The 17,236-nt window shown below is 67.3% G+C and carries 24 protein-coding genes; 17 read left to right on the top strand and 7 right to left on the bottom strand.

The genetic code is table 11. From position 1 onward, the window contains the following. Nucleotides 1-46 precede the first annotated feature (46 nt). A complete protein-coding gene (locus STRTUCAR8_RS20825; protein WP_059073083.1) occupies nt 47-1,309 on the top strand; it encodes a DUF445 domain-containing protein in 1,263 nt (420 codons plus the stop codon). Nucleotides 1,310-1,396: 87 nt separating this feature from the next. Next, nucleotides 1,397-1,897, top strand: coding sequence for a hypothetical protein (locus STRTUCAR8_RS20820; RefSeq protein ID WP_006377821.1), 501 nt, complete (start codon nt 1,397-1,399; stop codon nt 1,895-1,897). A gap of 32 nt (nt 1,898-1,929) precedes the next feature. Here the strand turns inward: STRTUCAR8_RS20820 and STRTUCAR8_RS20815 are convergent, their stop codons facing one another. Continuing rightward, nucleotides 1,930-2,388, bottom strand: coding sequence for a hypothetical protein (locus tag STRTUCAR8_RS20815; protein WP_006377844.1), 459 nt, complete (start codon nt 2,386-2,388; stop codon nt 1,930-1,932). Between the two features lie 114 nt (nt 2,389-2,502). Between STRTUCAR8_RS20815 and STRTUCAR8_RS20810 the strand changes: the two genes are divergently transcribed. Continuing rightward, the gene (locus STRTUCAR8_RS20810) at nt 2,503-3,471 is read left to right on the top strand and encodes a GlxA family transcriptional regulator (protein ID WP_006377842.1); all 969 of its coding nucleotides are present in this window, start codon (nt 2,503-2,505) and stop codon (nt 3,469-3,471) included. Between the two features lie 81 nt (nt 3,472-3,552). Here the strand turns inward: STRTUCAR8_RS20810 and STRTUCAR8_RS20805 are convergent, their stop codons facing one another. Next, nucleotides 3,553-3,864, bottom strand: a complete 312-nt coding sequence (locus tag STRTUCAR8_RS20805; RefSeq protein WP_006377854.1) for a hypothetical protein — start codon at nt 3,862-3,864, stop codon at nt 3,553-3,555. An 85-nt stretch (nt 3,865-3,949) separates the two neighbouring features. After that, nucleotides 3,950-4,363: a hypothetical protein gene (locus STRTUCAR8_RS20800; RefSeq protein ID WP_006377853.1), complete on the bottom strand. Its 414-nt coding sequence runs from the start codon at nt 4,361-4,363 to the stop codon at nt 3,950-3,952. Between the two features lie 293 nt (nt 4,364-4,656). On the opposite strand from STRTUCAR8_RS20800, the gene STRTUCAR8_RS20795 reads away from it, so the two are divergent. Next, on the top strand, nt 4,657-5,583 hold the full coding sequence (locus STRTUCAR8_RS20795; protein WP_044472570.1) for an aminoglycoside phosphotransferase family protein: 927 nt from the start codon (nt 4,657-4,659) through the stop codon (nt 5,581-5,583). Between the two features lie 116 nt (nt 5,584-5,699). Here STRTUCAR8_RS20795 and STRTUCAR8_RS20790 read toward each other — a convergent pair whose 3' ends face one another. Then, nucleotides 5,700-6,278, bottom strand: coding sequence for a TetR/AcrR family transcriptional regulator (locus tag STRTUCAR8_RS20790; RefSeq protein WP_006377847.1), 579 nt, complete (start codon nt 6,276-6,278; stop codon nt 5,700-5,702). A gap of 91 nt (nt 6,279-6,369) precedes the next feature. On the opposite strand from STRTUCAR8_RS20790, the gene STRTUCAR8_RS20785 reads away from it, so the two are divergent. The 5 genes from STRTUCAR8_RS20785 to STRTUCAR8_RS20765 all read left to right on the top strand — a co-directional run bounded on the left by STRTUCAR8_RS20785 (nt 6,370) and on the right by STRTUCAR8_RS20765 (nt 9,590). Further along, nucleotides 6,370-6,816 (top strand): anthrone oxygenase family protein, encoded by a 447-nt coding sequence (locus STRTUCAR8_RS20785; protein ID WP_006377829.1) that lies wholly within the window; start codon nt 6,370-6,372, stop codon nt 6,814-6,816. A gap of 33 nt (nt 6,817-6,849) precedes the next feature. Beyond that, nucleotides 6,850-7,275: a DUF4267 domain-containing protein gene (locus STRTUCAR8_RS20780; RefSeq protein ID WP_006377828.1), complete on the top strand. Its 426-nt coding sequence runs from the start codon at nt 6,850-6,852 to the stop codon at nt 7,273-7,275. A 54-nt stretch (nt 7,276-7,329) separates the two neighbouring features. Then, complete coding sequence (locus STRTUCAR8_RS20775) at nt 7,330-8,028, top strand: hypothetical protein (protein WP_006377831.1); 699 nt, start codon at nt 7,330-7,332, stop codon at nt 8,026-8,028. Nucleotides 8,029-8,173: 145 nt separating this feature from the next. Beyond that, nucleotides 8,174-8,746, top strand: coding sequence for a dihydrofolate reductase family protein (locus STRTUCAR8_RS20770; RefSeq protein WP_006377832.1), 573 nt, complete (start codon nt 8,174-8,176; stop codon nt 8,744-8,746). Nucleotides 8,747-8,894: 148 nt separating this feature from the next. Then, nucleotides 8,895-9,590 (top strand): hypothetical protein, encoded by a 696-nt coding sequence (locus STRTUCAR8_RS20765; protein ID WP_234372596.1) that lies wholly within the window; start codon nt 8,895-8,897, stop codon nt 9,588-9,590. A gap of 9 nt (nt 9,591-9,599) precedes the next feature. Here the strand turns inward: STRTUCAR8_RS20765 and STRTUCAR8_RS20760 are convergent, their stop codons facing one another. Beyond that, nucleotides 9,600-10,157: a S1 RNA-binding domain-containing protein gene (locus tag STRTUCAR8_RS20760; RefSeq protein WP_044472565.1), complete on the bottom strand. Its 558-nt coding sequence runs from the start codon at nt 10,155-10,157 to the stop codon at nt 9,600-9,602. A 292-nt stretch (nt 10,158-10,449) separates the two neighbouring features. On the opposite strand from STRTUCAR8_RS20760, the gene STRTUCAR8_RS20755 reads away from it, so the two are divergent. From STRTUCAR8_RS20755 to STRTUCAR8_RS20725, 7 genes are all read left to right on the top strand, one after another. Beyond that, nucleotides 10,450-10,641, top strand: a complete 192-nt coding sequence (locus tag STRTUCAR8_RS20755; protein WP_044472564.1) for a hypothetical protein — start codon at nt 10,450-10,452, stop codon at nt 10,639-10,641. Further along, complete coding sequence (locus STRTUCAR8_RS20750; protein ID WP_006377830.1) at nt 10,625-11,149, top strand: DUF6879 family protein; 525 nt, start codon at nt 10,625-10,627, stop codon at nt 11,147-11,149. The genes STRTUCAR8_RS20755 and STRTUCAR8_RS20750 overlap by 17 nt, the downstream gene beginning before the upstream one ends. Then, nucleotides 11,146-11,976: a helix-turn-helix domain-containing protein gene (locus STRTUCAR8_RS20745; protein WP_044472563.1), complete on the top strand. Its 831-nt coding sequence runs from the start codon at nt 11,146-11,148 to the stop codon at nt 11,974-11,976. Before STRTUCAR8_RS20750 ends, STRTUCAR8_RS20745 begins: the two co-directional genes overlap by 4 nt. Nucleotides 11,977-12,512: 536 nt before the next feature. Further along, nucleotides 12,513-12,737, top strand: a complete 225-nt coding sequence (locus STRTUCAR8_RS20740) for a DUF397 domain-containing protein (RefSeq protein ID WP_006377843.1) — start codon at nt 12,513-12,515, stop codon at nt 12,735-12,737. Nucleotides 12,738-12,827: 90 nt separating this feature from the next. Then, entirely contained in the window at nt 12,828-13,295 is a 468-nt protein-coding gene (locus STRTUCAR8_RS20735) for a hypothetical protein (protein ID WP_044472562.1), read from the top strand. A 66-nt stretch (nt 13,296-13,361) separates the two neighbouring features. Continuing rightward, the gene (locus tag STRTUCAR8_RS20730; protein WP_006377845.1) at nt 13,362-13,895 is read left to right on the top strand and encodes a DUF6879 family protein; all 534 of its coding nucleotides are present in this window, start codon (nt 13,362-13,364) and stop codon (nt 13,893-13,895) included. A 165-nt stretch (nt 13,896-14,060) separates the two neighbouring features. Continuing rightward, nucleotides 14,061-15,233 (top strand): serine hydrolase domain-containing protein, encoded by a 1,173-nt coding sequence (locus STRTUCAR8_RS20725; RefSeq protein ID WP_006377837.1) that lies wholly within the window; start codon nt 14,061-14,063, stop codon nt 15,231-15,233. A gap of 71 nt (nt 15,234-15,304) precedes the next feature. On the opposite strand, the gene STRTUCAR8_RS49915 is transcribed toward STRTUCAR8_RS20725, so the two are convergent. Together STRTUCAR8_RS49915 and STRTUCAR8_RS20720 are read right to left on the bottom strand one after the other, a co-directional pair. Continuing rightward, a complete protein-coding gene (locus STRTUCAR8_RS49915) occupies nt 15,305-15,505 on the bottom strand; it encodes a DUF397 domain-containing protein (RefSeq protein ID WP_078507252.1) in 201 nt (66 codons plus the stop codon). Further along, nucleotides 15,505-16,350 carry a helix-turn-helix domain-containing protein gene (locus tag STRTUCAR8_RS20720; protein ID WP_044472561.1) on the bottom strand — a complete coding sequence of 282 codons (846 nt, stop codon included), beginning with the start codon at nt 16,348-16,350 and terminating at the stop codon, nt 15,505-15,507. Before STRTUCAR8_RS20720 ends, STRTUCAR8_RS49915 begins: the two co-directional genes overlap by 1 nt. Nucleotides 16,351-16,553: 203 nt before the next feature. On the opposite strand from STRTUCAR8_RS20720, the gene STRTUCAR8_RS20715 reads away from it, so the two are divergent. Further along, the gene (locus STRTUCAR8_RS20715; protein ID WP_006377824.1) at nt 16,554-17,234 is read left to right on the top strand and encodes an ATP-binding protein; all 681 of its coding nucleotides are present in this window, start codon (nt 16,554-16,556) and stop codon (nt 17,232-17,234) included. Nucleotides 17,235-17,236 lie beyond the last annotated feature (2 nt).

Here is a 17,236-nt window from a genome sequence, read left to right as displayed (position 1 = left end):
GGCCTCCGCGTCCGTCGCCCCCGCCGGTACGGTCCCGGGCCGGGCCATGAACGCCTTCGGCCCCGCCGACGAGGAGCGCATGCGCGGGGTGCGCCGGATGAAGCTCACGGCGACCGGGATGCTGCTCTTCGTCGCCGTCGTGTACGTCCTCGCCAAGTGGGCCGGTGAGCAGGGCGCCGGTGCCTGGACGGGATACGTCGCCGCGGCGGCCGAGGCGGGCATGGTCGGCGCGCTGGCCGACTGGTTCGCGGTCACCGCCCTCTTCCGTCATCCCCTCGGCCTGCCCATCCCGCACACCGCGATCATCCCCACCAAGAAGGACCAACTCGGCGTCTCCCTCGGCGAGTTCGTCGGCGAGAACTTCCTCTCCCAGGATGTCGTACGGCAACGGCTGCGCGCCGTGGGCATCGGCAGCCGCCTCGGTACGTGGCTCGCCGAGCCGGAGCACGCCGACCGCGTCACGGCGGAGCTGTCGGCGGCCCTGCGCGGGGCGCTCACCGTCCTGCGCGACTCCGACGTCCAGGCGGTCGTCGGCGAGGCCATCACCCGGCGGGCCGACGCCCAGGAGATCGCGCCCGGTATCGGCAAGATGCTGGAGAAGGTCGTCGTCGACGGCGGTCACCGCAGGGTCGTCGACCTGGTCTGCGTACGCGCGCACGACTGGCTCGTCCTGCACGAGGAGGAGGTCATGGGCGCCGTGCAGGGCGGGGCGCCCGGCTGGACGCCCAAGTTCGTCGACAAGAAGGTCGGCGAGCGCGTCTACAAGGAGCTGCTGCGCTTCGTCACCGAGATGCGCGACGCGCCCTCCCACCCGGCGCGCGGAGCCCTGGACCGTTTCCTCACCGACTTCGCCTCCGACCTCCAGTCCGACACGGACACGCGCGCGCGTGTCGAGCGGCTGAAGACCGAGGTCCTGGGGCGCGGCGAGGTCCAGGACCTGATCGCGTCCGCCTGGACGGCCGTACGCTCGATGATCGTTTCGGCGGCGGAGGACGAGCGCAGTGAGCTGCGGCTGCGCGTGCGGGCGTCGCTGCTGTCGCTGGGGTCGCGGATGGCGGTCGACTCCGGGGTGCAGAACAAGGTGGACGGCTGGGTGGAGGGCGCGGCGGTGTACGTCGTGACGACCTACCAGGGCGAGATCACCTCCCTGATCACGGACACGGTCGCGGGCTGGGACGCCGAGCACACGACGAAGAAGATCGAGGCGCACATCGGCCGTGACCTGCAGTTCATCCGTATCAACGGCACGGTGGTCGGCTCACTGGCGGGGCTGCTGATCTACGTGGTGTCGCGGGCGGTGGGGGTGTAGCCCGCTGCCGGGCACCCGTACCTGAGTACGGATACCTGAGTACGCGTACTCTGTCGGACCGTCTCCGGACGGGTGACCCTCGTACGTATGACCGAGATAACGGGGAACGGCACCACCGGCAACACCGGGAAGCTGCTCGGGCCGCTGCGGACGCGTCCCTGGGTCGAGCGCTGGCTCACACGCGCGTTCGGCGCCGCCGTCGCTTCGGCGTCGTACGTCGTCTGCGTCCCCTGGGATCTGCGCAACCGGGCGGAGGCCTCGGGCTCGACGCAGGAGACGACCCCGGTGACGGGCGTCGGGGTCGCCGCCCTGGGCGTCCTGCTGCTGCTCCTCGCCGCCTACTTCGGTCACCGGGACCGCCGGGGCTGGCCGCTGCTGCTGATCGCGGCCCCGCCGGCCGCCCTCATGTACGTCTCCCTGAGCACCCAGCCCGGCCCACCCGACGGCTTCGCCAACGCCTGGCCTCTGACCTGGGCGTTCTTCACGCTGGTGATCGCGGCGGGGGTGCTGGTCGCGGCGGAGGTGGGGCGGGCGTACCGGGTGGAGGAGGAGTCGATGGAGGGCCTGGTGTCGGCCGGGCGGAGGTGAGGCCGCCTACGGTCCAGGCGGGGTCAGCCGGGTCAGGCTCCTGTGGTGGAGCCGGGGCGGACGATCATCAGGACCGTCACGGTGGCCCACAGGAGGTTGAAGACGCCGGTGAACATGGCGAGCCGCACGGTGACCGCCGGGTTCACGCCACTCGCCCCACCCTCGACGACCGTCTCCTGCCCGGGCAGCACCAGCACGACCAGGACGATCGCCGCCGCCACGGTCAGCACCATGGACACGATCAGCCAGGCATCGCCCATCACGCCCATGCTGCTCGCCGTGGCGATCCCGAAGACGGGGACCGCGATGCCGACCCCGGCGTACACCCGGCAGATCCGGTGCAGGAGCCGTACGGTCTCCAGGGCCCCGGGGTCGTCGGGCGCCGCGAGTGCCTTGCGGGCGCTGGGCGGGAACATGCTGGCCGCGACGGTGACGGGACCGACGGCGACGATCGCGACGAGGACGTGGACGGCGAGGAGGAACTTGGTCACGGGCTGACGCTAGGCGTGGGGGAGGGGCGCGCAGAAGTGGCGGTTCTGCCAGGGGGCAACGGATTCTCGCCACCCGCCCGGAAGCTGCCCCAGGCCGTTCCCTAGGCTGCCGCCATGCACACCGTCGCGGTACTGGCCCTTGAGGGCGTCATCCCGTTCGACCTCTCCGTGCCGATCGACGTCTTCGGCTGGGCGCGGCTGCCGGACGGGCGGGAGGCGTACCGCGTCCGGGTCTGCTCGGTCACCGACGAGGTGAGCGCGGGCCCGTTCACCGTGCGCGCGCCGTACGGGCTCGACGCGCTGGCGGACGCCGACACGATCGTCCTGCCGGGCACCGTCGACCCGACCCTGCCGTTGCCGCCGGGCGTGGCCCAGGCGCTGTGCGCGGCGGCGGCGAACGGGACGCGGATCGCCTCGATCTGCGTCGGAGCGTTCCTCTTCGCGGCCACGGGCCTGCTGGACGGCCTGCGCGCGACCACCCACTGGATCGCCGCCCAGGACCTCGCGGACCTCTACCCGAAGGTGACCGTCGACCCGAACGTCCTGTACGTCGACAACGGCCAGTTCCTCACCTCGGCGGGCGCGGCGGCGGCCATGGACATGTGCCTGCACATGATCCGCGACGACCACGGCTCGGCGGTCGCCGCGCACGCGGCCAGAATGTGCGTCATGCCTCTCGAACGGGAGGGCGGGCAGGCCCAGTTCATCGTCCAGGCCCAGCCGCCGGCCCCGGCGGGCGCGACGATGGAACCGGTGCTGTGCTGGCTGGAGGAGCACGCGGACCGGGACGACCTGACGCTGGCCGACATCGCGGCCCAGGCCGGCATGAGCACCCGTACGCTGAACCGCCGTTTCCGCGAACAGACGGGCACGACTCCTTTGCAGTGGCTGCACCGGGCGCGGGTGCGGCGGGCGCAGTACCTGCTGGAGACGACGACGTATCCGGTCGAACGGATCGCCGCCCAGACGGGGTTCGGTTCGCCGACGGCCTTCCGTGACCGTTTCAGACGAGTGGTAGGGACAAGCCCGTACGCATACCGCAGGGCCTTTCAGGCAGCCCCCGAAGGGGCCGCAGGCCCCTGAAGGGGCGCGGGGAACTGCGCTACCAGCCACGACGGCGCAGCGCAGGACGGACCACCCCTGACGGCACTTCAGGCGGAGCGCCTAGTGACGGTCGGCAACAGCCCAGGAGGCAAGGGCAACCGCTCCGGCGACCCCGAACACGGCGGGCCAGGCGCCCACCTTCTTGGCCAGCGCATGCGATCCGGCGAAGGCGCCGACGTACGCGACGGTCAGTGCCCCGGCGGCGGTCACGCCCGCCTGTTCGCGCCACCGCTGGGCGGCGACGGTCCCCGCGACGGCCAGCACGGTCCCGCCGAGCTGCCGGTTCCGGCTCCAGCGGGCGACGGCGTACCCGCCCACGAGCCCGCCGGCGGCCACGAGCGCCGTGGGAACCTTGGTCTTCGCCAGAGCCATGGTGGTCTGCCTCCCGCTGAGTCGAGTCGTGCTGTGTCGTGTCGAGCCGACCTGTCGAGTCGTGTCGGAGTCGTACGGGGCGAGGCTAACCCGTGGAGCCGGGTTTCCCGTTCGCCGGGGTCGCGGCGGCCCGGCGGGCGCGCAACTCGGCCTCGTACCCGGCGCCGACGGCGCACAGCACCCCGGCGAGCGCGAACCCGAACGCGCCAGGATTGACGTACCCCGGCACCCGGTCGAGGACGTAACTCCCGCCCCCACGCGTCTCGCAGACGAACCGCAACGGCACGTAGTCGACGCTGTACCCGGAAACCTCGCCCCCGCGCCCGTCCGGGTTCCGGCAGGGCCGTACGGGCACGGAGTCGGCGCCGCCGTCCGTCGCCTCCAGCACGGCACCGAGGACGTGCAACAGCCCCCAGCAGTACAGGGCGAGCGCGAGGGCACCGGAGAAGAGGGCGAGCCCTCGCAGCGCGGCACCGCGATCCTGGGTCAGGAAGAACAAGGCCGGTCCCGTCTCCTGCTGCTTGTGGTGATCATGATTATGCGGATCGACTATGCCAACTCTGGGGACGACTGACGGTACCGCTTGGGCGTACGAAGTCCACGCGGCGTCCACAGCATGGGCACGTCCGCCGCTCCTCCTGCCCGGCCTCGCCGGCCACCGGGGCGAACGGGACGCCCTGCTCGCCCTGTTGCTCCCGGACGGCCACGGAACACCGCGACGGAACGGGCGTTGCGGTGAGCGTTCCGGAGAGTGAGCATCCGCTCCGCCTGTCTCACGTACTGTGGCTTCGCATGGCCGACTCCGAGATCGAGATCACCCCAGAGCTGGTGCACGATCTGCTCAAGGACCAGCATCCGGACCTCGCAGGGCTGCCCTTGCGCGAGGTGGCGGGCGGCTGGGGCAACCAGATGTGGCGCCTCGGGGATGAGTTGGCCGTGCGCATGCCGCGTACCGAAGACGCCCCGGAACTCCTGCGCAAGGAATGCCGTTGGTTGCCTGTCCTGGCCCCGCGTCTTCCGCTCCCGGTTCCGACTCCTGTGCGGATCGGTGAACCGTCCGCGCGCTTTCCGAAGCCCTGGAGCATCATGACGTGGGTTCACGGCGAGCCGCTGGACCACACCTCGATCAGTCGCGGCGACCACGCGGCCGACACTCTGGCGGGCTTCCTCAGGGCGCTCCATGTGGAGGCACCGGCTGGGGCGCCGGCCAGTTCGGACCGTGGCGATCACCCGAAGAAGTGCACGGGCGGCTTCGAGACGTTCCTGCACGCCATCGCCCCCGGTGGCTTGGCCGCCGACGTCCGGGCAGTTCGGGACGTCTGGGACGATGCTGTCGCGGCCCCCGAGTGGGAGGGACCGCCGGTATGGCTGCACGGTGACCTCCATCCCGCGAACGTCGTCGTCTCGGACGGGACGCTCTCGGGCGTGATCGACTTCGATGCCATGTTCGCCGGCGATCCGGCGTGGGACCTCGCGGCGGCATGGCTGCTGCTCCCCGCCGGCGCGGGCCCACGGTTCTTCGAGGCGTACGAGCATGCGGACGAGGCGACGGTCCGACGCGCCCGTGGGCTGGCTGCCATGAAGTGCCTCTTCCTCATCCTCATGGGCCAGAACGGGGAGCGGGGCCTCCCCGGCGGCAAGCCGGCATGGGGGCCCGCAGGCCGGGCGGCGCTCGATCGTGTTCTGACGTACAGCTCGCGCCGGCCCTCTCCCGCATAGGCCCCGCTCCCGCACAGGCCCCGCTCCCGTCTCGGAGCGACGCGGACCATGTATGTCGGTCGGCCTGTGCCTGAATGCCTGCCGATCGCCGGCCGCGTGCCCGCCGGGACGGTGGGTCAGACCACGGCGAGCCGGTCCACCAGCAGCGCCACCCGCGTCTCGGTGTACTCGGGCGGCAGCCGTCCCGACCGGGTCAGGGTCGCCACCCCGTGCAGGGACGCCCAGAACACCTCGGTGAACAGCTCCGGGGCGAAGCTGTCCCCGGCGACCTCGCCGAGGCACTCCAGCAGCGCGGCGAAAGCGTCCTTCAGGGGTTCCGGGGTGTCCTCCCGCGCGTACGGGAGGCCGCCGTCGAGCTGGAAGATGGCGTCGTAGACCGCCGGGTGGTGTGCGGCGAAGTCGAGGTAGGCGTGCGCGAGGGCGGCGACCCGCTCGCGCGGTCCGTCCACGGCGGCGGTCGCGGTCCGCACCGCCGCGGCCAGCTCGGTGGCGCCCTGGAGGGCGACGGCGCCGATGATCTCGCGTTTGCCGCGGAAGTGGCTGTAGAGGACGGGCTGGCTGTACTCGATGCGCTCGGCGAGCCGGCGTGTGGTGACCGCGTCCCAGCCCTGCTGCTCGGCGAGTTCGCGGGCTGTCGCCACGATGAGGCGCTCGCGCTCCGCCCGTTCGCGTTCCTTGCGTTCCTGTACCGACATGATTCGATCCTAGCACCGCTAGACAATCGAGCGTCAGCAGGTCTAGCGTTGCCTCATCATCTAGCGGCGCTAGATCCCAGGAGGGGTCAACATGCTCGACGTACTCGAAGTCGTCACCACCGTGATCGTCGGCCTCATGGTGGGGGTGGAGTTCTCCGTCGCCTTCGTCATGAACCCGATCCTCAACGCCCTGCCCGAGGACAGTGCCCAGCTCGGCCACGCCCACGGAGGCCGGATGCTCGGCGCCGTGATGCCGGTCTGGTACGTCGGCTCGCTGGTCCTCGTCGGCATCTGGACCGTCGCCGGGTGGCACCACCCCGGCGCCGGCCTCCTCGTCACCGCCGGCGCGCTGCTGATCCTCAGCGTGATCATGTCGCTCCTGCTGCTCGTCCCGATCAACGACCGGAACAAGACGTGGACCCCCGAGAACCGGCCCGAGGACTGGAAGGAGCAGATGAACCGCTGGCTGCGCTGGCACTACGTCCGCGTCGCCGTCATCATCGCCGCCTTCACCCTGCTGGTCACCGCCCTCAGCTGAGCCCACGGCCGACGACCCGCGAGGAGAAGAACAATGTCGCTGAAGAAGATCAACACCGTCCTGGCCGCCGTCTTCATCCTCTTCATCCTCTGGTTCGGTACGGAGTTCATCCTGAGCCCGGAGACGACGGCGCCGGGCTTCGGCCTGCCGAGCCGGCCCTCCGGCGACGGCGGTGGCTTCCTGGTCATCAAGGGAATCCGTGACGTCGTCCTAGCCCTGGTCCTGGGCATCCTGCTGGTGACGGGCCACCGCCGGGCGCTGGGCCTGGTGCTGCTGGTGGAGGCCCTCGCCGCCTACGGCGACATGACCACAGTGCTGGCCCACCACGGCTCCGTGGCCACCGCGCTCGGCGTCCACGGCCTGACCGCGACGCTGATGGTGGTCAACGGTCTGCTGATGCTGCACGAGACCCGCAAGGTCGCGGCCACCCCGCCGACGCCCGCCCCGCAGCCCGCGTGACCCGTAGCGCGTTCAGCCTGGGGTCGCCGTCTCGCAGCCGGTTACTGTGCGTGGATGTCAAACGCGCGTACGTACGGCAGCTACCGGACGGGTGGTCTGTGGGCCGCGGCCGGGATCTCGTTCGGTGCTGTGATCGTCGGCTCGGCGCTGGCGCTGTTCGGCATGTTGGAATTCGACGAGCGCTGCGAGCAGGGTCTGGTGACGGGCCCGGGCGAACTGCGGAACGTACGGAACCGGCCCTTTCCCCCGGCCACCATCTGCGAGTTCGAGCACGGAAACGTCACCTCCGTCGGAGGCGGGCCGGTGCTTGGCGGGCTGCTGTGGCTCAGCATGCTGGTCCTGGTCGGCTGCCTGTTCCTGGCTTTGATCGCGGAGTGGTTCGAGCCGCAGCCCGGCAGTCCCCTGGTGGCACCGACCTCCAGAACGGCGAAGGTACGGCGCACAGGGGTGGCGTTCTTCGTGACCGGCTCAGTGTTCCTGATGTTCTACGCCCTGGCCGGCTGGAAACTGCTGGCGGGCCCGTCGTCGGCCTGCTCGGCAGGCGCGGACTGGGGAACGAATCCGCCGAGGACACTGGAGTACAGCTTCCTTCCTCCCCAGGCCACCTGTCGGTTCACCAGCGGCCTGACGCGCCGTATGAACCCGGACTGGGTGGCTTCCCTGGCAACGGAGTTGGCCGTTCCGGCTCTGATTGCCGGAGTGGGGTTCACGCTCGCGTGGCGGCGTTGGCGTGCGGAGAGACGTGAGACATGAGACGTGAGACATGAGGCGGGCGCGGAAGGCGGGTGAGACGGAGTGATGCGGCGGGCTGTCTCCGACCGATGAGTTTCTCCGGGTTCCGCGGTCAGAGACCCCGAGACAAGACAACCAAGACCAGCCAGATATTGAGGAACCCCAGATGCGTACCTTGATCAGCACCGCGTTCGTCTCCCTCGACGGCGTCATGGAGGCCCCGGGCGGCGAGTCCGGTTACCGGAACGCCGGTTGGACCTTCAAGGACATGGAGTTCCTCCCCGAGGCGTTCGACATCAAGGGCCGGGAGCAGAGGGAATCCACCGCGATGTTGCTGGGCCGGGTCAGCTACGAGGCGTTCAGCCCGGTGTGGCCGGGCATGGAGGACTTCGCCGACTACAAGGTGATGCCGAAGTACGTCGTCTCCACCACCCTCACCGAGGACGACCTGGTCGCGAACTGGGGCGAGACCACCATCCTGCGCTCGCTCGACGAGGTCGCCGCACTGAAGGAGACCGAGGGAGGACCGATCATCGTCCACGGCAGCGCGGCCCTCAACCACGCCCTCTCCGACGCCGGCCTGATCGACCGTTACCACCTGCTGGTCTTCCCGCTCCTGCTCGGCGCGGGCAAGCGGCTGTTCAGCGCCACCGACAAGGACACCCAGAAGCTGAGGCTCGTCGAGCACGAGGCCTACGCCAACGGCCTGCAGAAGAACGTCTTCGACGTGGTCCGCTGACGGGGCCCCCGGGTCGCCGCAGGCCTGCACACGACGTACACCTTCGGACGGCCCAGGGCAGGGACGGAGGAGGGTCACGGACCCACTGCGGAACGACGACCAAAACCCCCAACGCCATTGTCAGACACCGCTGTTACGGTCCCTGGCCATGGCGAAAAACGATGGAATCGCATGGCTCGGGGAACGGTGGACGAGCGACCAGTACGACCCCCTCCTCGGGGGCCAGGCAGGTTTGGTGTTCGCGGAAGGCATCGCGCCGCAGGACCTGGCGGTGGTCTTCGGAGCCGTTCCCTGGGAGATCCCGGAGCCGGTGAGCGCGGAGGCCAAGGCCGTCTACGACCGGACCCACCCCGACACACGAGTCCCCGACGAACCCCAGCTCGCCGCCTACGGCAAGGAAGGCCGCTGGTCCTTCCTCGCCGGGAACTTCGACTTCCTGATCCACTTCCGAGAGGGTTTCGCGCTGCCGCAGGGAACCGGCCGGGTCGTCCTCCTCTACAACATCTCCGCCAAGGGCATGTACTGCATGCTCTACTTCGAAGACGGCCAACTGGTCTGGAGCGACGAGATCTACGGCTGCTTCTACGAGGAGACGAAACGGAACGGCGGACACTACTTCGACTACGCGCCGAAGATGTCCTTCCTCAACTGGGCGATGCACGACGCGCGTTGCCGCCCAGATGTCCACTACGTAGACGGCCGCCCGGTCTTCGAGAACGAAGGCTGGATACCCGACTGGAAGCAGCGGTTCCTCAAGGGCCTGGAGATCGCCTTCGACATCTCGGTGAACCAGGAAACCTTCGACACGGGCGGATATCCGCTGGCCAGTGTGTACTGGTCCTGATCAGCGGCCTCAGGCCTCGGCCTCGGTCTCGGCTGACAGGAGAACGCGGGTCCGTTCGAGGTCGACGGTGACAATCCGTACTGCCACGTCCTGGCCCTCGTGGACAGGCTTCGCGAGGTCCGTGGCCGGCTCGGTGCGAGGGACGAGCCCCTCGACGCACTCGCCGATGCGCACGAAGAATCCGATCGGCGCGATCTTCGTGACACGTCCGGTGACAACCTCACCGACCCGCTCCACGAAGCGAGGGAGCAGGTCCTCGTGCTCGGCCCACTCCCGGAGCACGACACCCACCTGGCGATTGTGTTCGGCATGCCAGACCACCTCGCCGGTGACGGACACTCCCACAGCCGGCAGTTCCATACACCTGGGCATGCTGGTGACCCTGGCCAAGCCGAGGGCTTCCGGTCGGCCCTCGACGGACACGAAGACGCCGAAGGGCTGTCTGCCGACCACCTCACCGGAGACGGGGGTCCCGACAGGAAGCGAGCGAACCGTCTCGGTCCAGGAAACGGCGGCATCGACTGCTGGGCACCAACCGTTCTCGGAAGGCCAGGAGTACTCGCTCATGCCGCTGATCATGACACGCGTCGGCTGCTGCGGGACGGGGGCCGAGGTACTGGTCAGAGATCGCCGGAGCGCCGTTCAAAACTGCACTCAATGCCCAGCGCGAGCTGCCCGTATGGAAGTAGGTGGTGGTCGGCGTCCGAGGAAAGCCGCCTGACCGGCGACCGCTGCCGCAGGGCGTGTTACGTGGTTTCCCGTTCCGTCAACTGTGATCGCTTGACCCGTGAGCCTCGCGCTCGGGAGCATCGAGTCAACGCGGGGAACTTGCAGCAACAGGGGAGAGGGGAACCCAGCCATGAGGGTCACCAAGTTGGTCAGCACGTGCGACCTCAAAGACTGCCCGACGATCTACGCCACGGATCGCGGCACACTGTTGGTGCAGGGCGAGACGCCGACCGACCACGGACTCCAGATCCCCGCTCACGAAAACCTCGTCGAGATTCCGGTGGAACTGATTCAGAAGGCCATCCGTGACAACCTCATCTAGGACGCTCGGGGACCTGTTCGACACGTTCGAGAGCGATGCGTTCCGCCTCGAAACGCTCGATGACTACAGCAAGTCCGGGAACGTGGATGCCTATCACGCGTTCCTGGCCGGAGAACCTCAGCCGGACGACTACAACGCGGGTTGGGTCGAGGAACTCCGCTCCCACACCGCAAGAGGAAAGCGAATCTATCGGGTACACATCTTGTCCCGCCCGCTGACCGATTACCTCAGATTCGAACTCGAATGGGGGTACTGGAAGAACATGTCTGGGGGTGAAGAGTTCTTCATCCTCGACACCACCGGCAGGCCCAACCCCCTGGAGAACGTTTCCGACTTCTGGTTCTTCGACTCCGAGTCCGTAGCGGTAATGAATTACGACGGAGTCGGAAAATACACCGGCTCGGATATCCTGCCCGCGGAAAGCGCGGCCGAATTCATCCGCCACCGTGACACGGCACTTGCCCACGCGGAGCCGTTTACCGATTGGTGGGCCAAGTACGGGCAATGAACAGAGCGCAGCTTGGATCCGCACTGCGGGCCCTGCGGTTGGCGTCCGGTAAGGAAGCCAAAGCGGTGGCCCGCAGCGCCCTTATGTCTCCGTCCAAGCTGTCCAAGATCGAAAATGCGAGGCTCGCTGCGAGCGCGACGGATGTTGAGCGCATCCTGACCGCCATCGGCGTCTCTGACGAAGTCAAGGCAGAGTACACAGAGGCCGCACGGGCATCAGCGACTGAAGCAACAGCATGGCGGCTCCTGAAGCGGATCGGAGTCGATAAAGGCCAGCAGGCAGCCAAGGCCCTTGAGGCTCAGATGTCGATGCTGAGGCTGTTCCAGCCGGCTCTGGTGCCTGGCCTGCTCCAGACGCCGGAGTACATTCGAGCCGTTCTGCATCGCCACAACCTGAGTGAAGACGCCCTCACGCGGACGATCAATGGAAGACTTGAACGTCAAACGGTCCTCTATGACAAGTCGAAATCGCTGCGATTCATCATCACGGAACCCGTTCTACGGTGGCGTATCGTGCCGCCTCAGATGATGGCCGCACAGCTTGATCGCATCGTTTCCATGTCGCGGCTGTCTCATGTGGACGTACGTGTCGTGCCTCTAAATCTGCAGCAGCACGACATCGCGAACCACGCATTCGTCATCCGTGATGATCGAATGGTCACGATAGAAACGGTCCACGCTGAAGTCGTCGTAACGGACCCCAAGGATGTAGGGATTTACGTCGACAAGTTCGACGGGTTCACGCAAGTGGCGTTGTCCGGCGATGACATGCGGAATATGGTCGAGAAGATCCGCGACGACTTCTTGCGGGAACAGGAAACAGGCTAGAGACGCTTCTCCGGGCCGGCGAAGATGGAGCCATGGAGAGCGAAGAGAGAACTTCCGGCCCCGGGGAAAAACCCACGGCAGGAACATGCCTTTCGGAGCTGCCGGGCGAACCATCGGCCACACCCGGCTGCCCTGCCTGTCTGTCCCTGTCGGTTGCTCGCGAGAATGCGCGGTCCACACGCGACCACAGCGCTGTATCCGATGCGAACGTGAGGTTGCGTCGGCATCAGGCAGAGGCGCAGGAGACATGAGCAAGGGAACGGAGTCCCAACTCTTCTGCGACCGGCCCTTGATGACACTGAGGGTTTCTCGTGACTCCGGACAGTCCTGGGAGCCTGAACGAGCCGTATTCGGGGGCGATCACTTGGCTCCCTTGGTCACTTCGGAATGGCCCCCTTGCCAGTGTCCGCGCTGCGCCGGGCGCGGCAAGCGCTCCGAGCGCTGAGGTATTGCTCTCTCCTCCCAAGGAACTCCCGTCCGGCATGGACGGCGGCGGTCAGTCATGGCCGCGATCAGTTGAGCAGGAAGGCGTAGTAATGCTGAACGGAACCGATCTGTACGCGCTCGACATCGATGGGGCCTCGTTCGTGAAGGCATGTGGCGGCCCCTGCACCGAAGGGTGCGTGACCCTGGCTCGGATCGGCGACGACGCCTGGGCCCTCAGCGACAGCAAGCGGCCGGACGCAGAGCCCTTGAGGTTCACGACGGAGGAGCTGGACGCGGCCGGAATCGACCCGGGGCGGTTCGGCCTGCCGGTCTGATCCTCTCCCACAGGCCGGCCGATCCTGACTCCCGTCCACGGAGTCAAGACCGGCCGGCCCTCGATCTCCGACACCGAACGGGAACGATTGGTGCACCATCACGGCTACCTGTGGACCGGCCCGAAGCACCGCCACGACACTGAAGCCCTGCGGCGGCCTCCGCACCCCACTCCGCCTCCGGCCGAAAGTAAGCCGGAACTGATGCAACGCTACCGGGAGGTGGCCGCAGACTTCCCGGTGGTGGATCTGCCGCCGCTGGAGACGGCTTACTGGCTGATCAAACCCCGAACGCTGGTACGTGGCACATGGGATGAGCCGAAGGAGGCAGCAGCGTGGATCGAAGAACGGCTGGCTGAGTACGCGCCCCGATTCGCCTCGGAGACGGAGCGCGACGCAACTCACCTGTCACGGCTGGTCAACTCGGCTGCTGAGCGCTTGGCCGGGGGCGGCGATGTATCCCATGGCTTCTATCTGGAACGCCCCGCGTATCTGTCCTTGGCGCTGGTGACCTGTTCCCCGAATCGTGCGAAGCCTGAACTGGCCTGCCCCTTGCCGTAGTCGAGGTGACAAAGACCTGGATTCGTATCCTCGTGTCCTTGGCACTGGTACTGACGGAGGACTGCGATGTCGCAGAACGTACCCAGCTTCGACCAGCTCATGGAAGCAACGCAACGCTCAGCTGTCCACCTTGAAATGCGCGATCAGTACGCCGTCGGCGACGAGGCGGACGACTTCAACGCCTGGCTCCACGAAGGCCGACGTGATGCCGATCCCGCCTCGGAGTACTGGACGCCCTGGGTCGACATGATCTCCCGAGCGGTAGCCCGCGGAGTCGTCGTACGCCGTGCCCGCATCGTGTCCGAACCCGTCACCGACTACATCCGGTACGAGTACGCCGGAACCGACGTCAACGTGCACGCGGGCGAGCAGGTGCGCTGGCTGCCCCGGCAACAGGTTTCCGACCTGATGCTGCCGGGCGCAGACCTGTGGATCTTCGACGGGACGCAGGTCCTCTTCAACCACTTCTCCGGGGACGGCGACTGGAGCGATCCACCCATGGAGTTGCGAACCGAGCCGAGCATCGTGAAGCAGTGCTCCGACGCGTTCGACGCAGTCTGGGAACGTGCTGTCCCGCACGACGAGTACGAGATCCGCTGACTGGGATGACCACGCTCGCGCGGCTGGCTCCGTAGGTCTGGGTAAGGCTTGCAGGAGTTCTCCGCGTGGCGTGTACCACGCATAGCTAATCCGGGCGCCGCTTTGTACCGAGAGTGCGTCTCGCTGCCCCTTGGGGAGGGCAGCGAAACTGCCAGGATGGACAGCATGACGAGGATCGACGGTGAGGTCGAGGCCGGGTTCGAAGCTGTACGTGAGGCATTCGCGGCGAACTTCGTCCGGCAGCGGGACATCGGCGCTGCGGTGTGCGTGTACCAGGACGGTCGGCCGGTGGTGGACCTGTGGGGTGGGACCGCCGACCCCGAGACCGGTCGACCATGGACGCGGGACACACTGCAACTCGTCTACTCGGCGACCAAGGGGGCGACCGCCACCGCAGCGCATCTGCTGGCCCAGCGTGGCGTGCTGGACCTGGATGCGCCGGTGGCCAAGTACTGGCCGGAGTTCGCCGCGAACGGCAAGGCGAACATCCCAGTGCGCTGGCTGCTCTCCCACCAGGCCGGTCTGGTCGCACTGGACCAACCGATGCCACTGGCCGAGGCGTTGACCTGGCAACCGATGGTGGCCGCGTTGGCCGCTCAGCGTCCCCAATGGACTCCAGGCACTGCGCACGGGTATCACGGCCGGACTTGGGGATGGCTGGTCGGTGAGGTGATCCGCCGGGTGTCAGGACGCACGCCGGGCCGCTTCTTCGCCGACGAGATCGCCTCCCCGCTGGGGCTGGACTTCTTCATCGGTTTGCCTCCCGGCGAACGCGAGCGTGTCAGCCGCATGATCTACCCGCAGCCGGACTTCGACTTCGCCACCTCGCCTCCGGAGTCGCTCCCCGAGAGACTCCGCGCGCAGGTCGCCGCCTGGCGCGCCCGGAACTCGCTCAGCAACAGGGCGTTCCAGGTCACCGATCCGGCGGAGATCGACTTCAACTCACCCGAGGTCCAAGCCGCGGAACTTCCGTCCTCCAACGGCATCGGCACCGCGCGCGGACTGGCCCGTATGTACGCCGCGCTGATCGGAGAGGTGGACGGCGTACGCCTGTTCACCCCGGAAACCCTCGCATCGGCGGCCAAGGAGCAGGCAAGCGGGACGGACCAGGTGATGGTGGTGCCGAGCCGGTTCAGCTCCGGATACATGCTTCCCACCGAGACCGACCCCATGACAGGTCCGAACGCCTTCGGCCACACGGGCCGAGGCGGCTCGCTCGCTTTTGCCGACCCGGAGCACGGCATCGCCTTCGGCTACGCGATGAACCACATCATCGGGGGGCCCGGCGATTTGCGCGCGAGGTCGCTGGTTGAGGCGGTTCGGAGGTCGCTGACGTAAGGGTCCACGGTGTCGTCCCGGACGACGGCTGGCGGCCCGTACTGGCTTGCACGGCTGCCTTCACGCCCTTCTCAGGCTCCCGCCCTACCGTCCCTCACTGCTTCTATGAACACCTGCCACGCCTGCCCCCTAAGCACGACTACAGGCCCTGCGTCCCGCTTCGAGTCGCGCACAAGAGCGCCACTCCCCGTACGCGCGCACTCGACACACTCCGTCCCGCTGCCCCCGCTGTAAGAAGACTTGAACCACGAAGGCGCGGAGGGTGCCGTCATCAAAGCTCCTTGTTTATCCGGGAGATGAGCGCTGCCGAAGACCCAAGATCGAGCGCTTGTGCGCTCAGGTATTGGAACGCCAACCTATAGCGGTCCAGTTCCTGAGGCTTCTCCATGAAGAGCCCGCCGCCGAGTAGGTCTACGTAGACCACGTCCAGTTCGGGCGTTGGTCCGCGCAAGATGGCGAAGCTCCCAACTGCTGCGGCATGGGCGCCTGTTGAGAAGGAGAGCGTCTGGACTGTGATGTTCGGGCGCTCGCCCAGGGCAAGCAGGTGTTGTAGCTGCTCGCGCATGACCTCCCGCCCGCCGACGTTGCGTCGCATCGCAGCCTCGTCGATCACGCACCAGATGTGCGGAGGTTCATCACGGTCGAGGAGCTCCTGCCGTTTCATGCGAATGTCGACCATGTGCTGCACTTCCCGCTCCGCGCACTCGACCTCTGAAGCTCGGTGAACGGCTTCGGCGTAACTGCGAGTCTGGAGAAGGCCAGGGATGTACATGCAGGCGTAGTGGTCTTCGCGTAGGACCTCGTCCTCAAGCGTGAGCATGAGGTTCATGGACTCGGGGATCGGGTCGGCGAGTGACCGCCACCAGCCCTGGATTCTGGCTCCCTTGGCTAGTTCCACGAGAGCTAGACGTTCCTCGTCGGAAGCCTCGTATTCGCGACAAAGGGCGTCCACGGTTGGCCACTTGACCGTGCCTTCCTTCGTCTCGTAGCGACTCAGCGTTGCCTTTGAGATGCCGACGCGTGTGCCTGCTTCCTCAAGAGTCATGCCCTTGACTTCGCGGAGGCGGCGCAAATCCGCGCCCAGTTGGCGCCTGCGTGTGGTGGGGCCAAACGGCATGTTCCAAGCCCTTCGTGTCGATCCATCAGATCGTCCTTGTTGCCCGCATGGGTCGGCAAGGTGGTGTGCGCCGGGGGCGCGCGATGAAGCGATGCACTCCTTCAACCGCGTTATGAGAGTTCCATTTTGAGAGTTCCAATGCAACTCTAGGTATGCGACCGACTGCAATGTGCGATTCGGCGCGGACCGTGGAGGAGCCGAGCATGGATTGCAACACCTGCATGCCAAGGAAGCCCTGGGACCTTCGATTTCTGGCACGGCCCGAGGAAGTAGCAGGTCTACGGCGTGTGCTGCGGATCCATCTGGGGCTATGGGGACTGGACGAGCTCATCGACTCCGCCCAGCTTTGTGTCAGCGAACTCGTGTCCAACGTGATCAACCACGTCGGTCTCGGCACCCCTACCACCCTCGCGGTTTCCATGAAGGGAACCCACCTCCGGATCGAGGTCCACGACCCAGACACCCGCGCTCTGCCCACACTCCGCAACGAGGGCATCAACTCCGAGACGGGGAGGGGTATGGATCTCATTACCTTCGTCACGGACCGCTGGGGTGTTCAGCTCCTCGCGGACCGGAAGGTGACGTGGTGCGAGCTGGCCACCGGCCTGGCTTCACCCAACGCCCATCGCGGAGGCCCCCACGTGACGAGAGCGGAGGAATGGCTCAGTCGCTACAGCGTGGTGAAGCCGTCTTCCGAAACAGGCATGGGTCGCCTGTGCACAGCCGTGGTGGAGGAGACCGCGATTGTTGCTATCGCTGACCTCCTTCACTGGCTTAGGGCGCACGGCCGCGATGCGGATGACGCGCTGGACCGAGCCCAGATGCACTTCGAAGCAGAAGCGGCAGTTGAAGCAGAAGCCGCGGTCAGGGGCCTCTCGGCGTGAGA

Origin of the sequence: Streptomyces turgidiscabies Car8, assembly GCF_000331005.1 — a bacterium.
In the GTDB taxonomy this organism is placed as follows: domain Bacteria; phylum Actinomycetota; class Actinomycetes; order Streptomycetales; family Streptomycetaceae; genus Streptomyces; species Streptomyces turgidiscabies.
The sequence above is the reverse complement of the archived record's forward strand: the minus strand, read 5'-3'. Positions and strand labels throughout refer to the sequence as shown.

Bases quoted from the DNA above. Each gene is read 5' to 3' on its own strand.
- STRTUCAR8_RS20825 (WP_059073083.1), top strand. From the start codon at position 47: ATGAACGCCTTCGGCCCCGCCGACGAGGAGCGCATGCGCGGGGTGCGC.
- STRTUCAR8_RS20820 (WP_006377821.1), top strand. From the start codon at position 1,397: ATGACCGAGATAACGGGGAACGGCACCACCGGCAACACCGGGAAGCTG.
- STRTUCAR8_RS20810 (WP_006377842.1), top strand. From the start codon at position 2,503: ATGCACACCGTCGCGGTACTGGCCCTTGAGGGCGTCATCCCGTTCGAC.
- STRTUCAR8_RS20805 (WP_006377854.1), bottom strand. From the start codon at position 3,864: ATGGCTCTGGCGAAGACCAAGGTTCCCACGGCGCTCGTGGCCGCCGGC.
- STRTUCAR8_RS20795 (WP_044472570.1), top strand. From the start codon at position 4,657: ATGGCCGACTCCGAGATCGAGATCACCCCAGAGCTGGTGCACGATCTG.
- STRTUCAR8_RS20790 (WP_006377847.1), bottom strand. From the start codon at position 6,278: ATGTCGGTACAGGAACGCAAGGAACGCGAACGGGCGGAGCGCGAGCGC.
- STRTUCAR8_RS20785 (WP_006377829.1), top strand. From the start codon at position 6,370: ATGCTCGACGTACTCGAAGTCGTCACCACCGTGATCGTCGGCCTCATG.
- STRTUCAR8_RS20780 (WP_006377828.1), top strand. From the start codon at position 6,850: ATGTCGCTGAAGAAGATCAACACCGTCCTGGCCGCCGTCTTCATCCTC.
- STRTUCAR8_RS20775 (WP_006377831.1), top strand. From the start codon at position 7,330: ATGTCAAACGCGCGTACGTACGGCAGCTACCGGACGGGTGGTCTGTGG.
- STRTUCAR8_RS20770 (WP_006377832.1), top strand. From the start codon at position 8,174: ATGCGTACCTTGATCAGCACCGCGTTCGTCTCCCTCGACGGCGTCATG.
- STRTUCAR8_RS20765 (WP_234372596.1), top strand. From the start codon at position 8,895: ATGGCGAAAAACGATGGAATCGCATGGCTCGGGGAACGGTGGACGAGC.
- STRTUCAR8_RS20760 (WP_044472565.1), bottom strand. From the start codon at position 10,157: ATGAGCGAGTACTCCTGGCCTTCCGAGAACGGTTGGTGCCCAGCAGTC.
- STRTUCAR8_RS20755 (WP_044472564.1), top strand. From the start codon at position 10,450: ATGAGGGTCACCAAGTTGGTCAGCACGTGCGACCTCAAAGACTGCCCG.
- STRTUCAR8_RS20745 (WP_044472563.1), top strand. From the start codon at position 11,146: ATGAACAGAGCGCAGCTTGGATCCGCACTGCGGGCCCTGCGGTTGGCG.
- STRTUCAR8_RS20740 (WP_006377843.1), top strand. From the start codon at position 12,513: ATGCTGAACGGAACCGATCTGTACGCGCTCGACATCGATGGGGCCTCG.
- STRTUCAR8_RS20730 (WP_006377845.1), top strand. From the start codon at position 13,362: ATGTCGCAGAACGTACCCAGCTTCGACCAGCTCATGGAAGCAACGCAA.
- STRTUCAR8_RS20725 (WP_006377837.1), top strand. From the start codon at position 14,061: ATGACGAGGATCGACGGTGAGGTCGAGGCCGGGTTCGAAGCTGTACGT.
- STRTUCAR8_RS49915 (WP_078507252.1), bottom strand. From the start codon at position 15,505: ATGACGGCACCCTCCGCGCCTTCGTGGTTCAAGTCTTCTTACAGCGGG.
- STRTUCAR8_RS20720 (WP_044472561.1), bottom strand. From the start codon at position 16,350: ATGCCGTTTGGCCCCACCACACGCAGGCGCCAACTGGGCGCGGATTTG.
- STRTUCAR8_RS20715 (WP_006377824.1), top strand. From the start codon at position 16,554: ATGGATTGCAACACCTGCATGCCAAGGAAGCCCTGGGACCTTCGATTT.